This window comes from Pseudoalteromonas sp. S3431 (assembly GCF_000690035.1).
Classification (GTDB): domain Bacteria; phylum Pseudomonadota; class Gammaproteobacteria; order Enterobacterales; family Alteromonadaceae; genus Pseudoalteromonas; species Pseudoalteromonas fuliginea.
Genome location: NZ_JJNY01000023.1, coordinates 16718 through 36790, shown reverse-complemented (window position 1 = coordinate 36790; position 20073 = coordinate 16718). Strand labels below are relative to the sequence as shown.

The 20073-nt window shown below is 38.0% G+C and carries 22 protein-coding genes; 11 read left to right on the top strand and 11 right to left on the bottom strand.

Features of this window, described 5'->3' with window-relative positions:
* The first annotated feature begins 112 nt into the window (after window positions 1-112).
* Window positions 113-562, top strand: coding sequence for a methyltransferase family protein (locus tag DO88_RS12910; RefSeq protein WP_033038478.1), 450 nt, complete (start codon window positions 113-115; stop codon window positions 560-562).
* A gap of 94 nt (window positions 563-656) precedes the next feature.
* Here DO88_RS12910 and queC read toward each other — a convergent pair whose 3' ends face one another.
* A complete protein-coding gene (gene queC / locus DO88_RS12915) occupies window positions 657-1313 on the bottom strand; it encodes a 7-cyano-7-deazaguanine synthase QueC (protein WP_008136967.1) in 657 nt (218 codons plus the stop codon).
* A 145-nt stretch (window positions 1314-1458) separates the two neighbouring features.
* On the opposite strand from queC, the gene queE reads away from it, so the two are divergent.
* Together queE and DO88_RS12925 are read left to right on the top strand one after the other, a co-directional pair.
* Window positions 1459-2124, top strand: coding sequence for a 7-carboxy-7-deazaguanine synthase QueE (queE, locus tag DO88_RS12920; protein WP_002960417.1), 666 nt, complete (start codon window positions 1459-1461; stop codon window positions 2122-2124).
* A 226-nt stretch (window positions 2125-2350) separates the two neighbouring features.
* On the top strand, window positions 2351-3094 hold the full coding sequence (locus DO88_RS12925) for a class I SAM-dependent DNA methyltransferase (RefSeq protein WP_033031311.1): 744 nt from the start codon (window positions 2351-2353) through the stop codon (window positions 3092-3094).
* A gap of 247 nt (window positions 3095-3341) precedes the next feature.
* Here the strand turns inward: DO88_RS12925 and DO88_RS18545 are convergent, their stop codons facing one another.
* Complete coding sequence (locus DO88_RS18545) at window positions 3342-3968, bottom strand: hypothetical protein (RefSeq protein WP_050482427.1); 627 nt, start codon at window positions 3966-3968, stop codon at window positions 3342-3344.
* Between the two features lie 295 nt (window positions 3969-4263).
* On the opposite strand from DO88_RS18545, the gene DO88_RS12930 reads away from it, so the two are divergent.
* Window positions 4264-4782 carry a GNAT family N-acetyltransferase gene (locus tag DO88_RS12930; RefSeq protein ID WP_033038477.1) on the top strand — a complete coding sequence of 173 codons (519 nt, stop codon included), beginning with the start codon at window positions 4264-4266 and terminating at the stop codon, window positions 4780-4782.
* Between the two features lie 371 nt (window positions 4783-5153).
* Here DO88_RS12930 and bcp read toward each other — a convergent pair whose 3' ends face one another.
* Window positions 5154-5633, bottom strand: coding sequence for a thioredoxin-dependent thiol peroxidase (gene bcp, locus DO88_RS12935; RefSeq protein ID WP_033031315.1), 480 nt, complete (start codon window positions 5631-5633; stop codon window positions 5154-5156).
* Between the two features lie 11 nt (window positions 5634-5644).
* Window positions 5645-6178, bottom strand: coding sequence for a glycine cleavage system protein R (locus DO88_RS12940; RefSeq protein WP_007375924.1), 534 nt, complete (start codon window positions 6176-6178; stop codon window positions 5645-5647).
* Between the two features lie 360 nt (window positions 6179-6538).
* On the opposite strand from DO88_RS12940, the gene bamC reads away from it, so the two are divergent.
* A complete protein-coding gene (gene bamC, locus DO88_RS12945; protein WP_033038476.1) occupies window positions 6539-7597 on the top strand; it encodes an outer membrane protein assembly factor BamC in 1059 nt (352 codons plus the stop codon).
* A 66-nt stretch (window positions 7598-7663) separates the two neighbouring features.
* Entirely contained in the window at window positions 7664-9034 is a 1371-nt protein-coding gene (locus DO88_RS12950; RefSeq protein ID WP_008136465.1) for a YjiH family protein, read from the top strand.
* Window positions 9035-9070: 36 nt separating this feature from the next.
* Here the strand turns inward: DO88_RS12950 and DO88_RS18680 are convergent, their stop codons facing one another.
* Window positions 9071-9217 (bottom strand): DUF2897 family protein, encoded by a 147-nt coding sequence (locus tag DO88_RS18680; RefSeq protein WP_081824590.1) that lies wholly within the window; start codon window positions 9215-9217, stop codon window positions 9071-9073.
* Window positions 9218-9311: 94 nt separating this feature from the next.
* A complete protein-coding gene (locus tag DO88_RS12955; RefSeq protein WP_033038474.1) occupies window positions 9312-9848 on the bottom strand; it encodes an acyloxyacyl hydrolase in 537 nt (178 codons plus the stop codon).
* A gap of 243 nt (window positions 9849-10091) precedes the next feature.
* On the opposite strand from DO88_RS12955, the gene DO88_RS12960 reads away from it, so the two are divergent.
* Both DO88_RS12960 and DO88_RS12965 read left to right on the top strand, forming a co-directional pair.
* Window positions 10092-10685 (top strand): MlaC/ttg2D family ABC transporter substrate-binding protein, encoded by a 594-nt coding sequence (locus DO88_RS12960; protein WP_007375919.1) that lies wholly within the window; start codon window positions 10092-10094, stop codon window positions 10683-10685.
* A 218-nt stretch (window positions 10686-10903) separates the two neighbouring features.
* Entirely contained in the window at window positions 10904-12241 is a 1338-nt protein-coding gene (locus tag DO88_RS12965; RefSeq protein WP_007375918.1) for an ankyrin repeat domain-containing protein, read from the top strand.
* A 139-nt stretch (window positions 12242-12380) separates the two neighbouring features.
* On the opposite strand, the gene DO88_RS12970 is transcribed toward DO88_RS12965, so the two are convergent.
* Genes DO88_RS12970 through DO88_RS12990 form a run of 5 tightly spaced genes read right to left on the bottom strand, consistent with a single transcriptional unit; the run spans window position 12381 to window position 15900 of the window.
* Window positions 12381-12824: a DUF2069 domain-containing protein gene (locus DO88_RS12970; RefSeq protein ID WP_033038472.1), complete on the bottom strand. Its 444-nt coding sequence runs from the start codon at window positions 12822-12824 to the stop codon at window positions 12381-12383.
* Entirely contained in the window at window positions 12821-13375 is a 555-nt protein-coding gene (gene wrbA, locus DO88_RS12975) for an NAD(P)H:quinone oxidoreductase (protein ID WP_033031320.1), read from the bottom strand. Before wrbA ends, DO88_RS12970 begins: the two co-directional genes overlap by 4 nt.
* Complete coding sequence (gene arsC, locus DO88_RS12980; protein ID WP_033038470.1) at window positions 13375-13722, bottom strand: arsenate reductase (glutaredoxin); 348 nt, start codon at window positions 13720-13722, stop codon at window positions 13375-13377. The genes wrbA and arsC overlap by 1 nt, the downstream gene beginning before the upstream one ends.
* 53 nt (window positions 13723-13775) lie before the next feature.
* Window positions 13776-15233: a beta-barrel assembly-enhancing protease gene (locus tag DO88_RS12985; RefSeq protein WP_033038468.1), complete on the bottom strand. Its 1458-nt coding sequence runs from the start codon at window positions 15231-15233 to the stop codon at window positions 13776-13778.
* Window position 15234: 1 nt separating this feature from the next.
* A complete protein-coding gene (locus DO88_RS12990; RefSeq protein ID WP_007375913.1) occupies window positions 15235-15900 on the bottom strand; it encodes a hypothetical protein in 666 nt (221 codons plus the stop codon).
* A 147-nt stretch (window positions 15901-16047) separates the two neighbouring features.
* Here DO88_RS12990 and DO88_RS12995 point away from each other — a divergent pair, with 147 nt between their 5' ends.
* From DO88_RS12995 to DO88_RS13000, 3 genes are all read left to right on the top strand, one after another.
* The gene (locus DO88_RS12995) at window positions 16048-16266 is read left to right on the top strand and encodes a hypothetical protein (RefSeq protein WP_008135566.1); all 219 of its coding nucleotides are present in this window, start codon (window positions 16048-16050) and stop codon (window positions 16264-16266) included.
* Entirely contained in the window at window positions 16259-17329 is a 1071-nt protein-coding gene (locus DO88_RS0118230; RefSeq protein ID WP_008135569.1) for an AI-2E family transporter, read from the top strand. Before DO88_RS12995 ends, DO88_RS0118230 begins: the two co-directional genes overlap by 8 nt.
* Before the next feature lie 137 nt (window positions 17330-17466).
* On the top strand, window positions 17467-19722 hold the full coding sequence (locus DO88_RS13000; protein ID WP_033038465.1) for an aminotransferase class V-fold PLP-dependent enzyme: 2256 nt from the start codon (window positions 17467-17469) through the stop codon (window positions 19720-19722).
* Window positions 19723-20073 lie beyond the last annotated feature (351 nt).

Here is a 20073-nt window from a genome sequence, read left to right as displayed (position 1 = left end):
AGGCTCTGCCTTGCCTAAAAATCAAACATACTGCTGCAAATTCAATCACCAAAGAACAACACGCCCTAATCTCCATATAATAAACATACTTTAGCCAATACAGTGAGTTGCCATGTTAAATAATAAAATACCTCCCGTTATTGTTGTGCTGTTTTTTGCAGGCATAATGGCGCTTATTGCGCATTACAGTGTTATTGATTTCACCGCATTTATTACCTACTTAGCAGCAAGTTTGGCCATTATTGGCTGTATTTTTTGTATTGCAGGGGTGGCGAGCTTTAAAATAGCAAACACCACAGTAAACCCAAATAAACCTGAGCAAGCGTCAAAACTTATTACGAGCGGCATTTATAAAATTTCACGCAACCCTATGTATGTGGGTTTTGCATTTATTTTAGCAGGGTGGGGTATTTGGTTAAGCTCGTTGTGGGCGCTATTGTGTGTTGTTGGGTTTATTGCCTATTTAACGCTTTTTCAAATAATACCCGAGGAGCGTGCGCTCACTAAATTATTTGGCGAAGAGTTTAGCGCCTATAAAGCGCGCGTAAAACGCTGGTTGTAATTAATACCATTGACTTAAAAACCTGACAAACAAAAAAGGCTATCAATGATAGCCTTTTTTGTTTACAGCAATTGTATTACTAATTAATTGCGGCTTATTCGTATTCTAACGGGTCTGTAATGTTATTTAGTGCAAATGCTTCAAGGCGTTCTTGGCACGCGCCACATTTACCACAGGCCTTTTCACGGCCGTTATAACAGGTCCACGTTTGGCTGTAATCTAAACCCATTTCAATACCGTCGGTTAAAATACCAATTTTAGTATTGTTTAAGTATGGGCTAAAAATTTCTACCGCGTCGTAGTTAGCAATACGGCACACGTCATCCATTTTTTGCACAAATTCAGGACGGCAGTCAGGGTAAATAGCATGATCCCCAGAATGAGCGCCGTAATAAACTTTGCCAGCTTTAAGTGATACCGCGTAACCAACAGCAAGCGAGAGCAAAATCATATTACGATTAGGCACAATCGTACTTTTCATGCTTTCTTCTTCGTAATGGCCTTCAGGCACATCAATATCATCAGTAAGTGATGAGCCACCAATAAGTTGGTTAATCGCCGAAATATCAACAATTTTATGCGGAACGTTTAATTTTTCACACACACTTGCCGCTACTTTAAGCTCTTTTACATGACGCTGACCATAGTCAAATGAAAGGGCATATACATCATGGCCTTGTTGCAGGGCTTTATTTAGTACGGTAAACGAGTCCATACCGCCGGAATAAATAACAACTACTTTTTGCGTCATATCTGTTTTGCTCTTAGTTTTAATAGAGGTTTATATCAGGGCGCGATATACTACACGGCCGCAGCTTAAATAACAATTTTTGCACAGCGCTTTTTGGTTTTTTAATAGTAGCAATTTGGCTGCTAGGTAGTAAGTGAGATCTCTTTTGTACAAAATTAATGAAGTGTTTGAAACCATTCAAGGTGAAGCTAGTTTTACCGGCACACCCTCAATATTTTTACGTTTGCAAGGTTGCCCAGTAGGCTGCTCTTGGTGCGACACCAAGCAAACGTGGGATGTTGATAATGTATATAAAGTATCGCTGGATGAAACCGTAGAAAAAAAAGCCGACTCAGATCATTGGGCTAACGCCAGTGCAGAGCAAATTTTAGCGCTGTTTCAATCACGTGGGTATACCGCAAAGCATGTAGTAATTACCGGCGGCGAGCCATGCATGTTTGATTTAAATCCAGTATGTAACTTATTACACGAACACGGTTTTAGCACACAAATAGAAACCAGCGGCACGTTTGAAATACTCGCCCCAGAGCAAACATGGGTAACGGTATCGCCAAAAATCAATATGCGCGGCGGTTATGAAGTACTTACCAGCACCATGAAGCGTGCAAATGAGATAAAACACCCCGTTGCGATGCAAAAGCACGTAGAAGAGCTAGAAGAATTATTTGCTAAAACAGGCGTTAATCCTAAGCTTGTTTATTTGCAGCCAATTAGCCAAAAAGTATCAGCAACCAAACTTGCAATCGACACCTGTATTGCCAAAAACTGGCGCTTATCAATACAAGTACATAAGTATTTAGGAATTAGTTAAAGCCAGCTTAAAGTTATATTACGTAGGTTGGGTAGAGCGAAGCTAAACCCAACAAATCTCCACTTCCACACCGTTTTATAACAACGTTTTATAATATTTAAATACGTAGGTCGGATAAGCGAAGCGTCATCCGACAACCATAAAACTCATATCTTCTTCGCTAATAGCCATAACTAGTTTACTATGCGCGACTTAAAAATATTCTACTACTTACCATTAGGCTTATATGTCCGCAAACGCGCTTTACACCGACCTTTCTGATTACTACGACTTAATGTGCGCAGATATAGATTATCAAGCCCAAAGCAATTCTATTCACAGGCTGCACCAAATTTTTGGTAATGGCGCAAACACCCATCTAGATTTAGCATGTGGCACCGGCCCGCATGTACGCCACTTTATTGATAACGGCTATAAAAGTAGTGGGCTTGATTTAAACCAGCCAATGCTCGATAAAGCAAAATTTCGTTGCCCAGAAGCGCAATTTTCGTTGCAAAACATGAGTGAATTTAAAGTCACCGAGCACTTAGATTTAATTACCTGCTTTTTGTATTCAATCCATTACTGCGACGGCATTAATAAGTTAAAAGAATGCCTTGCTAGCGTACACAGCGCATTAAACGTAGGTGGAATATTTTGCTTTAACACGGTTGATAAAAACAAAATCGACAGCGATTCATTTGTAGAGCACACCGCAACAAGCGAAAATAGCTTCTTCACATTTCGCTCTGGCTGGCACTATAGTGGCAGCGGCAGTAAACAGTTATTAAAACTCAGCATAGAAAAAACCACCGCAGACAAAACACTTGTATGGCACGACGAGCACCCAATGGTTGCTTTTAGTTATACCGAGCTTAAAGAAGCCCTAAAACCGTACTTCGAAATCCACATATTTGAACATGACTACGACAAAATAACCCCATGGGCACAGCGCTCAGGCAACGCCATTTTCGTCTGCGTAAAAATTTAAGGCGAACATTCATCAAGAAGAGATACAAGTTTGGGTAGAGCGCAGCGAAACCCAACGAGCTCCAACGAACCTCCAATACCCACGGCCCAATAACCCCGCATTATATATTTGAAAACGTAGGTCGGATAAGCGAAGCGCCATCCGACACCTATTTGAGTTTCGGCGAATATAAACAGCTAATTAATTATAATGTATGAAGTCAAAATTTGACCCATTTGGCTCTGACCCCTATGGCTCTACTATGGCTCTATGGCTCTTTAGAAATACTATCTTCCTTAGCTACCCAAATTGAAACAAGCTCTTGAGCATTGACGTATTCTGGATTTTCAGCTAAAGAGGAAATAGCAATTTTAGCTTCTTCAATAGAAGTTAGCTTTAAATTGCTTCTGTTAAAATACGCAGTAAGTTTTTGTTCTTGTGTTTTAGTCATATTATCGTAGTTGTTTGCAACCCAATATACGATGTGAATCAATGCTTCTGTATGTTTATTTTCCATACGCAGTATATTAGCTAAATCTACATGCACTGTGGCATCTAGCGCAAGTACTTGTTTGGCAGTGAAACCTGCATTATTTGTATGTTTCATATATGACATTTTTTGTTTTTGAAGTAACTTCCATGCTTCATCAAATAACTTGTTTTTTATAGCAACTTTTGCATTTTTTTTCAGTTCTGCGGCTTTGCCTAAATGATCCTCAGTAGTAGTGCTACCACTAAACAATTCCCCTGTATATTTAGATTCTCTTAGTCCACTACGAGAAACTATCTTTGTATCAGGTTTTCTTATCTGCTTATTAATATCTCTTTTTTGCTTTAAAGCTATGAAATACAACAATAGAAAAGCCCCTAGTAGAACTAAAATAAAAATCACCATAATCTATCTTCCTTATATAAATATTATGTTGTTATATTGAATATGAAATCAAAGTGGTCAAATATTGACCTTATACATCAAAATTATTGTTTGCTTATTTATCCCTCGATCATGCTTTTATTTAATCAAAGTGTGAGTAAATAACATAAAAAAGCGTTGCTCTAGAGTAATGCCTTTCTGTATATTTTTAATAGCTCAAAGGCTATTCAGCCGTTAAATAAGTTTGGGGCTACTTAATAGTGATCTTTAGTTTTAAACTTACAACTATAAAATCAATATTCACAAGGAAGAACACTTGCATATCCAAATTGCGGAACACATTAAATTAGCTCCTTTAGTGGAAAGCGATGCTGCGGACATTTTAAAGACTGTTAATTTAAGTCGGGCAAGTTTAGGTGAATTTTTGCCTTGGGTAGAAGGGGTAAACAATATTGAATCAGCTAAAAAGTACATACTCGACAGAGTAAACAGCGGGCTTAATAGTTCGCGGTGGTTTAAAATTTATTATAAAGATAATCTGAGTGGCATTTTTGCAGTTAAGTCTATTTGTCCTGAGTTGAATGTAGCGGAGCTTGGTTACTGGTTAAGTAGTGATGCACAAGGAAATGGTATTATCAGTCAAGTAATCGCAAGAGTGCCAAGCATACTCAAAAATACAAGCTCTAAAGTAATTGAGTTTAGATGCTTAGAACAAAATGTAGCTAGCATTAAAATTGCTTTAAAATCAGGTGCAAGTTTAGTTGGTACTATTCCAAACTTTGTATTGGTTGATAATACACTACAACAACTTAATATATATCAAGTGGCTTTATGAATAACCCTGAATACCAGACTCTCCAGTAATAACTCTGTCTATTTAATGACTTTTCTCATCAATCTCTTTCCCACAATTATAACAATCGTTAGTGGGGAGCTTATAACTACCTAGATTCAAATTGTAAGCGCATTACTTAGTTTTTCTTACAGGCAGGGCAGGCGTAATTAATTACAGAAACCAAAGGGGCCAAACCTTGACTTCATACATCAAAATTATTGACTACCAACTTATCCCTCAATCATGCTTTCACTTAACTAAATATTTAATAACTAGCATAAAAAAAGCGTTGCCCTTGAGCAACGCTTTTCTGTATTTGTCTAATAGCTGGTAGTTAACTTACTCAGCCGCTAGCTTATCCTGTTGCGAGATTACTCTGCTGCAAGATAGTCCAACACTACTTGATGGTGATCTTTAGTTTTAAACTTATCAAATAGGTGTTTTATTTTACCGTCTTGGCCTACTAAAAACGTTAGGCGGTGAATACCATCGTACTCTTTACCCATAAACTTTTTGTAGCCCCATACACCAAACGCTTCAGCAATGGCGTGGTCTTCATCGGCTAATAGGTCAAAATTAAGCTCTTTTTTAGTTTCAAAGTTTTTAAGGCGCTTAATTGGATCTGGGCTAATACCTACAACGCGGGTATTAAATTTAGCAAGCTCTGCTTGTTGGTCACGTAAGTTCTCGGCTTGAACCGTACAACCCGGTGTAGAGGCTTTAGGGTAAAAGTATACAAGTACTTGTTGTTCTTTTAACAGCTTGCTTAATGTTACTGTTTCGTCGTTTTGGTTTTGTAGGCTAAAAGCGGGTGCTGTATCGCCAGCTTGTAATGGACTAATTGTGTTCATGTTTAGCATCCTTAACGAATTCGTTTAAAAATATAATCTACGTTTAGCGTGTGAGAAAGGCTCTCGAAACTAATTTTAAATTGATCTATATCTACATCAACCGGTATGTTGAATTCAAGTTCACAACGCATTTTAATGTCGTCCTCTTGAGAGTAGGTATCTGATTTTAGTGAGCAAATGCTAATGTTGCTGTCGGCAAAAAAGCGCGTTACTTTACTTAGTGTCCCCGGTGTGTCGATCCCTGTGTATTCGAGGGTATAACCGGCACAAAATTCACTGGGTGTATGACTGGCGGTGCGCTTCATCATGGTAAGCAGGCCAAGTTCCATGGCTTTAGTAGGGAGTACGTGTTCAATACGGCTAATAGCTGACATGTCGCCATTGAGTAACATTATAAAGGTAAATTCGCAGCCTAAAATAGCGATACGGCTATCTATAATATTACAGTGGCAGTCGCTAACTAATTGTGTAAGTTCGCTCACAATACCCGGCCTATCTTCGCCAATAGCAGTTAACACAATTTGATGATTTGAAAATGCAGTCATGGGTTAAAATACCTAAGTTACTTGGATTATAACAACGCAATGGGCAACGCAACTAAATACACTTGAGAAGTTGCACGGCGGCGAAGTTTAACACAAAACACTCTATAAACTACAATGCGGGCTAATTAAGCGCTTTTAAAGTGCGGTGTTTCTTGTTTTTACTGGCACAGGAAAGTACCATAGCTAAAATTTGCTTATTTGCACTTAGATTTTTTCTAAGTTGAAGTGCTGAACTTTATTGCAATTAGGCAGCCAAATAATAAATGTAAAGTTAATATTGATTTTACACTGAACCAAATCGGCATAACCCACTCATATACTTGTTAAAACAATTAAAGGGTATGCTAAGGAGAAATATCTGTGCAGTATTGGATCCCAAAAGCACTTGCTGTAAGTGTATTGGTAAGTTTATCAGGGTGTAGTGTATTTACTAACGATGCACATAATGAGCGTAATTACCGCACGCATGAGCCAGTTAAAGCGCCAGCGTCTCTATCGCAACCAGCCCAAGATCCCGTTTATAAAATGGACATAGGTCAATACGATAATAACCCTGTGGCTACAAACTATCGTCCACCTGCTCAGGTTCTTACGGTAGCTAAGGGCAGCTGGGTTGAAGAAACAGATAAACTGGCTCGTGTTTATTTTGATAAAAATGATGGCATTGACGATTTAGATGAATTTGTTTGGGATTCAATTAAAGCCGTTTTAGCTGACAATAACGTAAGTGCAACCAAAGAAGATAAACTGTTAGGTGTTATTGAAACTGATTGGTATTCAATTATTAAAACAGAAGAAAGCTGGCTTTGGGGCAGTGACGAGAATGCTGATTTAGAAAAATTCAAGTTTACTATTGAAGAAAAATCACATCAGCGAACTGCGTCTTTACGTGTTGATTTAATTGATTTTAAAGGTGATAACGCATTAACCGATTTACTTAAGCAGCAATTAGAAGTGCGCGCGCTTAACCAAGTAGTGAGTGAATTTGATTACCGTTACCGTCAGTTAGAAGTCGATTTACGTAAACGCCAAGGTATTATTTCACTTGAAATGGGCTTTGATAATAAAGGCAATGCGGCACTGGTTACTGAGCAATCTTACGATGCAGTATTTGACCGTTTCTCTGGCTTTTTAGAGCGTTTGTCATTCACTATTGTTGAAATTAACCAAGATACAGGTTTAATCACAGCTGATTATAAAACACCAGAGAGCAGCGTTTGGGATTCTATTTGGGGCGACGAAGTTACTCAATTACCTATTGATGAAGGGCAATACCAAATTTTAGTGAGTAAAACTAAAGAAGGTGGTACAAGCTTAACGTGGATGGATGATAAAGGCGAAACGCTTGAACCAGGTACTATGAACGGTTTACAACAAGCATTAGAAGCGGCACTCATTCAGCGCGGCATTAAAATTTAAATAAGAATAAATTTTTACTACAAAAAGAGCGCTAAGCTCTTTTTGTGGTTTTTATAGGTTAAAAATATGTCTCAATTACCGACTTCTACGCAGTACGATTGGCGTACTTGGTTTACGTTTTTAGTACCTTCACTAATTGGTGTTTTTTTGTTTATGACACCGGTTTCTACCGGTGAAGTAATGACCATTCCTATCGCTATGATGGCTAAAGCAATGCAAGTTTTTTTTGCAGATTCAGCACAGGCTATTATTACGTTAATTATTTGCGCTACGGGCTTACTTTCATTCGTTGTAAGTGTATTTAAACCGCAAGTTATTTGTAAAATTCCACTTTTAAATCATTTATTCAACGTTAGTTGGATTTGGCTGGTTACGCGTTTATTTGGCACTGTGTTTGTGTTAATGACGCATTTAAAAGTAGGGCCACATGCCGTTATTTCTGAAAATACAGGGGCATTGGTGTTAAACGATTTACTGCCTGTATTGTTTTCGGTATTTATACTTGCTGGCCTGTTACTGCCTTTATTACTTAATTTTGGTTTGCTTGAGCTAGTTGGGACTTTATTAACGAAAGTTATGCGACCTTTGTTTGGTGTACCAGGGCGCAGCGCTGTTAACTGTGTGGCATCGTGGTTAGGTGATGGTAGCGTAGGTATTTTAATGACGGCTCGCCAATACGAAGATAAGTACTACACACAACGCGAAGCCGCTATTATCGGCACTACTTTTTCCGCTGTATCTATTACTTTTTGTTTAGTAGTTATTGGCCAAGTTAAACTTGAGTACTTATTTGCACCGTTTTATTTAACGGTATGTTTAGCGGGTGTTGTGGCTGCTATTATTGTGCCTCGTTTACCTCCATTACGCTTTAAAAAGGATGTATTAATTGATGGCTCAAAGCCTGATGCTAACGCGGAGTTAGTTCCAACGGGTAAAACACTGTTTGGCCATTCTTTAGATGTTGCACTCGCTAAAGCAGATAAAGCCCCAGGTTTTGTCGGTACTGTTAAAGAGGGCGTACATAATGCACTGGATATGGTTTTTGCTGTGTTGCCAGTGGTTATGGCTGTGGGTACTTTTGCGTTAATTATTGCTGAATACACGCCAATTTTTCAGTATTTGGGGATGCCATTCATTCCGTTTTTAGAATTACTGCAAGTACCAGAGGCTGAAGCAGCTGCACAAACTATTATGGTCGGTTTTGCTGATATGTTTATTCCGTCAATATTAGCAGCCGGTACTATTGAGAGCGATGTAACGCGTTTTATTATTGCAGCTATGAGTGTTACTCAACTTATTTATATGTCTGAAGTTGGTGCGTTGCTGTTAGGCAGCAAAATACCGGTTAATATATTTGAATTGTTTGTGATATTTATTTTGAGAACGTTAATTACTCTACCAATTATTGCTTTTATGGCGCATTGGTTAGTTGGTTAAATAGAACGATTTAATGAATTAAAAAGCCTTGATTAATCAGGGCTTTTTTGTATCTGTTGTATTTTTTATATTGGCGTTGGGCTTTTTAAACTCCTGTTTTGCAGAGAGTCTAATCAGCGCAATATTACCAATGATAATGGTAAAAACAACGGCGACAATAATTACAATATGCCAAGTTTGCATCGCAGTATCACTTAATATTTAGTACGTTTAAGTGTGACCGTTTCACGCTATAACATCAATAAAATAACTAAAAAATACAACCAATAAATTGCTTTTAAAAACGCCTAGCGATCGAAAGCGTTAAAAAATTAAGGCCTGGGTTTGGCTCTTTAAATCCTGCGTTTGAATAGTGAATAACTCTAAGTGCCACGTTGGTTTTTCCAAGGTCGGCAACAAGGCCAATACGGTCTTCAAACTGGTAGTGGGTGCTGATGTTTTTACCTGCAAATTGAGTTTCATCAATCAATGACACACCAATACCAGCTTCAACGTAAAATGGTGTGTTATTGAAACTAAACGCCGGAAACTGTAATACAGGCGACATGGCTAAAACTATGTTCGATTGTGTTTCATCGCCGTGCCGATATTCCCACATATTTACACTTGTCTCAAAATAAAATCGCGCATCACCAATGAGGCTTTGCATACTAGGCGCATGGTATTGGTAGGCTATTTTTACGCCATTGACATTACCTTCGCCTTTAAGAAAGTCTACAGCGTAACCGTGATCCGATTGGGCAAAAGCAAGTTTGCCAAAAGACGAAATTACTAATAAAAAAGAGATAAAAAATATTTTAAGTGACGTTTTCATAGATACCAATTCTGTTTAATTCAAAGTGATATCCAAATGATAAGGGCGAGCAGTTAACAAATTCAATGAGGACAAAATGCCGGTTGTTTATGAGGTGTTAATATAAAATAGTAACTACTTGAATTATATTTAGTTATTTTATTGGTGCTGTTTAGGCACTAATAAGTTGCTTATTTGCTTCTTTTTTATTGCGTATAGTTCGCGTAAATTACAATCATATTAATCACACAGACAAAACTTATTATGAAACTAATTAAACTATTACTGCTAGGCACTGCATTTTTAAGCAGTTCTCTTTTTGCACAAGAACAGCAATCCCCAGATCGACTTTTAGAATCAGTTGCTAATACGTTATTCGCCGATATAGGCAAAGTAAATGCAAAAGGGAATGCAAGTAAAGAAGCAATGTCTGAGATTGTTGAAAAACGTTTAATGCCACATATTGATGTTAAGTTTGTCTCGTTTAAATTATTAGGTAAGCATATTAAAGGGATTGAGCGCGAGCAAGCAGTTCAATTTATAGATGCAGTAGAGCATTATTTAACGGGTACTTATGCTGGTGCATTGATGAAATACACGGGTCAAAAGGTTGTATTTGAACGTAATAATGCAATAAGCGATTCTGAGTATGCAACGGTTAATACACAAATTATAGAGCCTAATGCACCAACAATAGATTTAAGCTTTAAGCTTCGATTAGGTAAAAACAATGAGTGGAAAGTATACGATATTGTTGCTGAGGGTATTTCGTTATTAAGCGCTAAGCAAAAAGAGATTATCCAACGTATTTCAGATGTAGGTTTAGAGCAAGTTACTAAAGAGTTAAAAAATAAATAACGATTTTGTCTGGCTCTGATTAAGCCCAACTCCAACCTCAAAAACAGCCAAGTACTTATGTACTTGGTTGTTTTTATAATTTCATTTATTCATCGACTTTGCTCTAGCGTGGCGATCAAGGTGTGGTAGAATATCAGTTCTTTGATTAAGCGTGGTGTCAGCTAAAAACTGTTATAACTGACCACTTACCCGAGCTACACTGGAGTTGTGTTGTTTTAATGGAAAATGTACTGATTTGGCCAAAGGAATACCCGTTACTGATTAAAGGACTTGTAGAACAAAACGGTGCCTTTATTTTAGATGCGTTAGAAGCTTGGCCTGCTTGTCGTTCTACTAATGAAGATGATGGTGTTTGCACCACTGTTTTGCCGCCTATTTATTATTTGGCGTGGCTAACTCCACTTGAACCTTTTGAAGAGTGCTTTTTTCAACATATTTCTGAATATGACGAAGATGCGCAAGCGTATATTAGTGCAGTTAAAAGCCACTACTACGATAATGAATATACCCCTGAAAGTTTAGTGCTAATGCTTTGCGAGCGATTAGAGCAGTACGCAAGTATTGCCACGCAAAATGATATTAGTACGCCTCTGTCGTTACTCGGTTTGTTTTTTAGTAAGCGTTATTTTACGTTAATTGAACATGCCTTAAATAATGGCAGTAAACTCTCTGCTGTTGACACGCTATCACTCTGGAAAGAAGTTGATTTTAGAGAACGCTTAAGTGCATTTATTCCAGAGTCTATTGCTGATTTAGATGTGCTTTGTGAACTTGCTAGCGAAAAAGTGGCAACGGGTAAAGACTATTTTACGTTGCTTACGCAGGTATCTCCTGACGTTGATTCTGTTGTTCTTTTAGAGAAAGCTTTATTAACTCACTTGCGTAAAAAAACAGCCAAACAAACCATGGCTATGCGCTTTATTGAACAAGGTGCTACAGGTGTTCTTGCCGATGAAAATAATAAAACAGCATTTATGTGGGCAGCTGAAAAAGGCTTTGTAAATGTTGTGGAAACATTACTTTCAAAGCAAGATAAAAAAGCGGCTGACAATTTAGGGAATACAGCATTACATTATGCTGTACTTGCTAAAAATGAATCATTAATGGTGTTGTTACTTAAAAGTGGCTACGACTTTAGAGCGCGTAACAACGAAGGGTTAAGCTGCTACCGTTTGGCCGTTAATATTAAGGCTAATAACTTAGTTAAATGCTTAGAACGTGACTTTGGAATTAAAGAGTTGTCGCCTGAAGGTCAATTTGATCGTATTAAAAAGGTGCATGCTTTACATGCTATTGTGACGTTGTTTTTACCGTTACAATTGTTTTTCTTTTTTGATGAAACAATTACGATAAAAAGCGAACTAACGCTTACGTTAACCATGATTGCAGTGGTGTGTTTTTTCTTTGCAACCACTCTAAAGCGTTGTGCTTTATATCCTCATATAAAACACCCTTGGGGTTTGTTTATACTTAGGGTATTTTCTTTGGTTAGTTTAGTTGCTCAGCTGGGTTTAGCTGGTATTGTGACCCTCACTGCTTTGAGTGATTTAGTTTAGCTAATGCCAACCTATAAAATATTTGAATAAATTGACCTTATATAAGCAGGTTTTTGTAAGTGTAAAAACAGTCAAATTATTTATAAAAAAACCGTGTTTAATTAACTTTAAACACGGTTTTTTTTGCTTATGGTTTACGCTATTTATTGTGCTCGTTTGCCGCTTTTTCTTCTGCAAGTTCTTCTTTAAGTTTACGGATTTTTAAACCAAGTTCTTGACCGCGATGCCGTGTATAATATGTACAACCAATAAACATGGCGGATGCAAATACAAGCTCCAATAATACCCATATCAGTTCAGCTGGCGCCGCCCAGAGCATGGTAAGCCCGTGAATAAAATACAGCATTACAATAAAGTTAGCCCACGCATAGGTGTAAGTGTTGTCTTTAATAATGCCTCTTAGTGGCAGCAGTAACGGAATGATGGGCAAAAATAAAGATACTAAGCTCGCATTACCGTTTAGAGGGGGTACAAAATACATCCACAATGGAATTAGAACAAGCAAACCTACATAGCCAAATAGTGCGGCACGTTGAAATTTTATCGTAATTGGCTTTTTAGCTGGATTGTCAGCTGTATTCATTTAAGTTTTCTCGCAATGTGAGTAAGGCGTTTACCAACGCTTTGGCATATTTTAATTTCGTCTTTGCTTAGCTGTGCACTGTTAGCGCTGCCAGCGACGTGTGTTGCACCGTATGGTGTTCCACCGGTTTGTGTTGCAAGTAGTTCGGGCACATCGTATGGCACGCCCAGTAGCATCATGCCGTGGTGTAATAATGGCAGAGATAAGTTAAGTAAGGTTGCTTCATTTCCACCATGCATACTACTTGATGACGAAAATACACACGCTGGCTTATCGATTAGTTGGCCTTTTAGCCACAAGTCGCTGGTGGTTTCCCAAAAGCTTTTTGCTTGAGAGGCCATCATGCCAAATCGAGTTGGCGTGCCAAATGCAAGGCCATCGCAATTAATTAAATCATCTTTGGTTATTACGATATCGTGTGTGTTTTTAGCTACAAACGTGCGAAGCAGTGCAGTTGCGCCTTGTTGCTCTACTGACTCCGCTATTTCATGTGCCATAGCTTCAACTGAACCGTGGCTAGAGTGATAAAGTACCACTATGGTTGTGCTCATTATAAAACGCTTAATACGTTTGCGGGTGGACGACCAATAGCAGCTTTACCGTTGTTAACAACAATAGGGCGCTCAATCAGTTTAGGGTTTTTTACCATGGCATCAATAAGTGCATTTTCGCGCGTTTCATCTTTTAAGTTAAGCGCTTTGTAGTCATCTTCTTTGGTACGCATTAGTTCACGTGCCGATGAAAAACCAAGTTGGCTTACAAGGGTTGAAATTTGCTCGTGAGTCAGTGGTGTTTTTAGGTATTCGACAATAGTTGGCTCTACAGATTTACTTTGTAATAAGGCAAGTGTTTCGCGTGATTTAGAACAGCGCGAATTATGGTAAAGAGTAACAGACATAAAATGTATCCAAATATTAAGTTTCGCCTATTTTAGGGCAAGCGCTTGCAGACTTAAAGCCTTGCAAGCTCTTTTTGTAAACGACGATATTGGGTAAGCAAGGCTTTTAATCGTTGTTGCTTTACAAGTTCTGTTGATTCTACGAAGTTAAGTGCTTTTTGGATTTCGTCAGCGGCTTTTAAATAAGCACCATATTGCGATAATACATCGGCATTAGCCTCGTGGTAGGCTGCTAGTTTATCTTGTTTTTTATAAGTGTCGGCAAGCAATTGTTTACCTAGGCTATGATCTGGCTTTTCAAGTAAAAAACTCTTAAGTATGGTCTCTGCTAATTCATATTGTTTAGCTTCCAGTGCCGAATTAGCATAATTAAGGGTAATTACTTGGTTATTAGGGCGGTAATTGTTTAACTCGGCTAAAAATTTAACCGCTTCATCGGCTTTTTCTTTCGCGATGAGTAAGTCGGTCTTTGTATCTATGTAAAATAGGTTTTTAGGATCACTTTGTAATAGTTCATCTAATATAGGTTGTGCTTCGTCAAGTTTTTTCTGATCGAGCAAACTTATAGCTAGGCCATATTTTAATGCTGTATTATCGTAATTTTTTTCACGCATTAATTTTCTAAACAGTGCTTCAGCGTTTTCAGGCTTATTGTCGTAGCGAGCTAGTACTCTGCTTTTTGCTAAGTTAAAATTAAGACTCGGTGTTAGGTAACGCACCGGAAATTGCTCAGCACGCAAGCGCACATCAGATACTCGACTTTCAGGTAATGGGTGAGTTAATAAAAATGCAGGTGGCTTATATTTGTAACGAATTTGCGCGGCTAGCTTGGTTAAAAATTCACTTGATGCACGGGCATCAAAGCCTGCATTGTTTAGTGTTTGCATGCCTATACGATCAGCTTCTTGCTCGGCTGAGCGGCTATGGGTTAGCTGGCTAAAAGCTGATTGTGTTTGGCTCGCTGAAATAATAGCAATACCTGCATCAGGTGCAACAACCGTTGCCAATATACCGGCAATCATACCAGCAATGGTCAAGGCACTGTTATCTTGTTGCTGCTGTATTCTACGTGCTAAGTGACGCTGTGTTACGTGAGCAATTTCGTGCCCGAGTACCGAGGCAAACTGGCTCTCGTTATCGGCTTGAGCAATTAAGCCTGTGTGTACGCCAACGTGTCCGCCATAAAATGCAAACGCATTAATTTCAGGGTTGTTTATCCAAAAAAATGAAAATGGAAAGCGTACGTCATTAGCATTTGCTACAAGTTTGCGGCCAATCGTAGTTAGGTACTCATCAAGTACAGGATCGTTAATTACTGGCGATGAGCCTCTTATTTGCATCATCATTACTTCGCCAATCGCTTGTTCTTTTTCGAGTGGAAGTGCTTGTAATGCTGACGTTCCTAAATCAGGAAGTGTAAAGTTGGTTTGCGCCTTTAAAGGCTCACCTACTAATAGGCCAAATGTAAGTGCGGCACTGCATAAAGTCATAAAGGCTGATTTTAGCTGCATTTTATTCCTTGTTTATTGGTTCACCAATAGCAATTTTGGCAATGTCTATTTCGTCACTACTTGCACGGCTGTCTTTTTCGCACAATTGGTATAGTTCTTTTATTGTGACTCCATCAAGCTTTACAACGTTCAATTCGCGCTGCAAAAAAGTAATAATTTTATGAACTACTTTGTGTGCATGTAATATAAGTGCTTTATCAGCTTTGTCGCCACTTTCAAAATAAAAGCCAACAAATTTATGTAATTGGTTTATTCTGATCAGGCTTTTCATTGAAATAGGATCCCATACTTTAAATTCAACAAAGCGGTTTCCTTTTATATACTGATCTATGACTACGTCTTTTGCATAAGGTTGCGCCCAAAGTTCAAAACCGCGGTCGGTAAACACTTGATGAAGTGCTATTCGAGGCTTATTCTTGGTATGGATTTCACCTAAGTTATCTTCATAGCCTTCTAATAAGTCTAAATTCCAGTTGCGTTTATTAATAAGCTGTTTAACAGCGTTGTCAAAACCATGCTCTAATATCCCCTCAGATTCGCTGACTGAGGAAGCAACTAAATGATAAAAAGGAGGTAATTCCCCCCAATTTATTTGCTTTTTAAACCAATTAATCTCTTTGAGTGTTGGATTACTTGGTAGTTGCGCTTTATTATGCGTGCCAGGCATTAACTTATCCTTACTACTAACTATGGTATACAGGATAAACCATTGCAGGGGTTGTTTTAAGAAAAAGTTACATTTGTTCACGTGTTATAAAAATAAGACCGTGATTATGTGACTTATTATTCATTTTAATAAATTGGTAAAGCGAGTATGTTACAACAAGATTTGCGAATTTATAGGTGTCCTCAACAGTTTATTCAGTTTAAATTGGGCTTGCGTAAAGCATTATCATTACAACAAAGTATCACTTTTAGTTTAAATAACGATGAAAACGTTGATGATATAGAACGATTTTTGAAAAAATATGCTTATAGTTACAATTTAAATAAACAACAAGGGTTGTTATTAGTGGAGCCATTACGTGTTTGAATATGTAAAAACATGGTACGAAAGAAAGTTTTCGGATCCTCATTCGGTTACCTTATTATTTTTATTATTGGCATCGGTTGCCTTACTTTATTTTTTTGGCTCTTTAATAGTGCCAGTACTGGTTGCTCTTGTAATCGCTTATTTACTTGACTGGCCTGTACTTCATTTAGAGCGCTTTGGTTTAAAGCGTTTTACAGCAACGGTTATTGTGATGTTGGTATTTACCGGCATTATGCTGACGCTTATTTTAGTTATAGGTCCGGTACTTTGGCAACAAACAAGTAATTTAGTACAAGAAACCCCACACATGGTAGAGCAGGGAAAGTCTTACTTGTTGGCTTTACCCGAACAATACCCTAGTTTGATTAATACTGAGCAAGTACAAGCAATTGTTGCAACAGTAGAGGCTAAAGTTATTGAGTTTGGCCAAGTGGTGTTGTCGTTTTCGCTTACTTCTTTAAAAGATGTGGTTGCTTGGTTAATTTATTTGGTACTTGTACCTTTGCTTGTATTTTTTATGCTTAAAGATAAGTTAGAGCTTACAGGAAGCGTAGCTAAACTCATTCCTCAACAACGACGCTTAATTTTGCAAGTATGGAACGAAATGAATCAGCAAATCATGAATTATATTCGCGGTAAAGTGTTTGAAATTTTGATTGTTGGTGGTGTGTCGTTTATTGCATTTACCGTTTTAGATTTACGTTATGCGGCGTTACTAGGTGTGTTAGTTGGTTTTTCTGTGTTAATTCCGTTTGTGGGTGCTGCTCTTGTGACTATACCCGTAGCGGCCGTGGCGCTATTTCAATTTGGCCTAGAAACGCAGTTTTGGACTATTTTAATTATTTACGGAATTATTCAGGCGCTTGATGGCAACGTACTTGTGCCACTGTTATTTTCTGAGGCGGTTGATTTGAATCCGGTGTTTATAATTGTCGCAGTATTATTTTTTGGTGGCTTATGGGGATTTTGGGGAGTGTTTTTTGCCATCCCATTGGCTTCATTAGTAAAAGCGCTAATAACAGCCTGGTCGTCAACCCATGAAGAGTTAAGTAACCAGAGTTAAGGTTAGGTAAACAGACTTTTAGTTTAAAAAAGAATAGTAAACGCACCTCTAGTGCTAATTGATTATTACTCATTACCTGTAAAGTTATGTACTATTGGTAATAAGATATATTTTTTAGTAATAAGGTGCGTTTTTTAATGTCAGATTTTTTATTGCACGATGAGCCAGTAAAACAAGTTTACCTTGATGCAAACGCAACCACACCTGTGTTGCCTTGTATTGCTGATGTTGTTTCTCATACTATGCAAATTTGTTTTGGTAATCCTTCAAGTCCCCATATTACAGGCATTCAAGCCAAGCATTTATTAGAACAAACACGTCAAAAAGCACGCACTGTTATCGGCGCAAGTAATGGCGATATTTTATTTACGTCTGGCGCGACAGAAGGCATTCAAACAGCAGTAGTTTCTACGCTTATTAATGCTAAAAAATACCCAGTTAAAAACCCAGTATTATTATATGGCGCAACTGAGCATAAAGCGGTGCCAAATACACTTAAACATTGGAATAGCGTACTTGACATTAACGCTGAAGTGCTTGCTATTCCAGTGGATAGTAACGGTATTTTAGACTTAGATTTTATTGCAGAGCATATTAATAATGCATTGATGATTTGCACCATGGCCGTTAATAACGAGACCGGTGTATATCAAGATTTACCCGCTATTGAGCAGGTAATTCGTAGCCGCAATAAAAATGTATCGTGGATGGTGGATTGCGTGCAAGCGCTTGGTAAACAGGCACTCGCGCTGAGTGACACAACAATAGATTACGCCCCTTTTTCGGGGCATAAGCTTTATGCGCCCAAGGGTATTGGCTTTTTATATATTCGTAGTGACAGTGCGTATACACCTTTTATAGCGGGTGGCGGTCAAGAGAGTGGAATGCGTTCAGGCACCGAAAATCTACCTGGTATTGCAGGGCTAAATAAGCTATTTAGTCTGTTGCTCGATAAATCAGACAGCACATTTAAATCAGTTGATGTACTTAATTCCTATCGCAGTCAATTACAAAGTGCAATTGTAGATACCTTTGGCAATATTACATTTAATCACGACTTTGCTTATAGCGTGCCCACTACACTTAATTTTGCTGTTAACGATTTAACAAGCAAAGAGGTGATTGATTTATTTGATGCGGCGGGCATACGCGTAAGTGGAGGCTCGGCTTGTAGTACGGGGGCATCAACAAGTTTTGTTTTAGATGCAATGGGTGCAAGCAAATGGCAAAGCGAAAACGCAATTAGACTTTCGTTTGGACCTGCGGCAACACAGCAAGATATTGATAATGCTTGTGGTCGTATTCGCGCTCTAAGAACAATATTACAAGCAAACTGTTTAATCGTGTCTGACAGTACGACACCACCGCAAGAAGTGTGCGCACTGGGCCTTACTCAATTTAGGCACCAAGGTGCATGTAGTTGGCTTTATGTGAGCGATGATAAACACGCAGTTATAATAGACCCGATTATTGAGCTTATTCCGCGTTTTGAAAAAATAGCCAATACACAAGATCTAACTATTTCAGCGGTGCTTAATACTCATCTTCATCAAGAGCGAGAGTCAGCGACTAATTTGTTAACCAGCGTTCTTGCATCAAGAGTTGTAAAAGGTGAGGTTGATTCGCTAGGTTGGCCCGTAGGCGCAGCAAATATTAGCTTAGCAAATGACGCACTTGAAAAAGTTGCTACACCTGGGCATAGCAAAGATAGCGTAAGTTATTTATTAAAAAACAGTAGTGGCGAAACGCGTTATTGTTTTTGTGGTGATTTAATTCTGCCTGCAGGACTTGGCAATACTTCCCTTATGGGTGGGGATGCAAAAGCTATGGCTCGCTCTATTTTAGTAATAAGCGAGCAACTAAATAACATTAGTATTATTTGCTCAGGGCACGACTACCAACAATGTTTTGCTATGAACTGGGCCGTTCAGCAAAGCCAAACGCCATTACTTAATGCGTTAGTGAGCGGCAGTATTTCAGTTGATGAATTTGTAATTGAAAAGCAGCAGTACGATGCTTCAAAACAAGTGAATAACACACAACTGTGCGGTTATGTAAATGCGCTACCTGAAGTAGATACACTGCAATTAAATTTTGATGACGCTAAAATAATGTTAAACACCAGCGATGTATATTTAATTGATACACGCGAGCCATACGAACACGGCGCAAATAATGTTGCCCAGTTATTTAATATACTCGATGAAAAAACATTAAATATACCGCTTAGCAGAATGGCGAATGCGGTATTTGAAGGACAGTTGAATAAAAATAACAAATACATTTTATTATGCCGCAGTGGTAACCGCTCAAAAATTGCTGCGAGTAATTTAATGCAGCTGGGTTATAAAGCTGTTTATAATTTAAATGGTGGGTTAGCGCTTAGCAATTAAACAAAGATTGTAATTTATACAAAATCGGCTTTATGGCCGATTTTTTGTTTTTAAGGTCGATTTGATCGCAAGGCAAGCAAGTACAGTACTTAGTGAATAACCATATAAAGTAATTATTGTGCTTATGAAAATTCATCAATATTTCATTTTAATCAATTAAGCTATGGCAGGTGCCTTTAAAATTATAGGTAAATTAATTTATAAAATCTTTATGATACCGGTGTCAAAAGCTAAAAATTGCGTTATCATCGGCATCTAAAATTATAAAAACAGCACCTTTTTTGCATTTTTAGTTATACTATCGGCGTTTTATTTTAGTGTGAATAAGCAATTTTTATCGTTTTTATTTTA